The organism is Paraburkholderia ginsengiterrae (assembly GCF_001645125.1).
Lineage (GTDB): Bacteria > Pseudomonadota > Gammaproteobacteria > Burkholderiales > Burkholderiaceae > Paraburkholderia > Paraburkholderia ginsengiterrae.
On the sequence record NZ_LXKA01000280.1, the window covers coordinates 1 to 441 of the forward strand.

Genomic DNA, 441 nt, shown 5'->3' on the forward strand with positions numbered 1-441 from the left:
TTGGGCTGTCTCCGTACGTGGCCATGGGCGGGACCGTGCGCGACACCGAGCAGCGACGGGGCGGTCCGGCCTGCCCGCTGACGTCCGTGTCGCGGCTGTCGCGTGGTGGGGTTGCGCCGTGCGTTCCTTTCCTCCCCCGCGGCCTGCCTCCCTCTGTCCTCGCCCCCCTGCCCCTTTTCCCTCTCCTCCCCTCTTTTCCTTCCCCTCCCCTTCCCCTTCTCCCCCTCCTCCTTCCCCCTTTTCTCTCCCCTCTCCTCCCTCTCTCCTGCTCGCCCTACCCCCTGCCCTCCACCGCACCATCTCCCCCTCCCCCGCTTCCCCTTCCCCCTCTCCTCCCTCGTTTTTCTTTCTGCTACGCTCCCTCCTTCCACTTCTGCCTCTCTTCTCCTCCCTTCTACGTTCCTCATCCCCCCTCCCTGTCCACCCGTATCCTTGTCAACC

The 441-nt window shown here is 66.9% G+C and carries 1 protein-coding gene; it reads right to left on the minus strand.

Features of this window, described 5'->3' with window-relative positions:
* Positions 1-407, minus strand: a 407-nt coding sequence (locus tag A6V37_RS41870; protein ID WP_208607884.1) for a hypothetical protein, incomplete at its 3' end; no start/stop codon positions are given.
* Between the last annotated feature and the right edge of the window lie 34 nt (positions 408-441).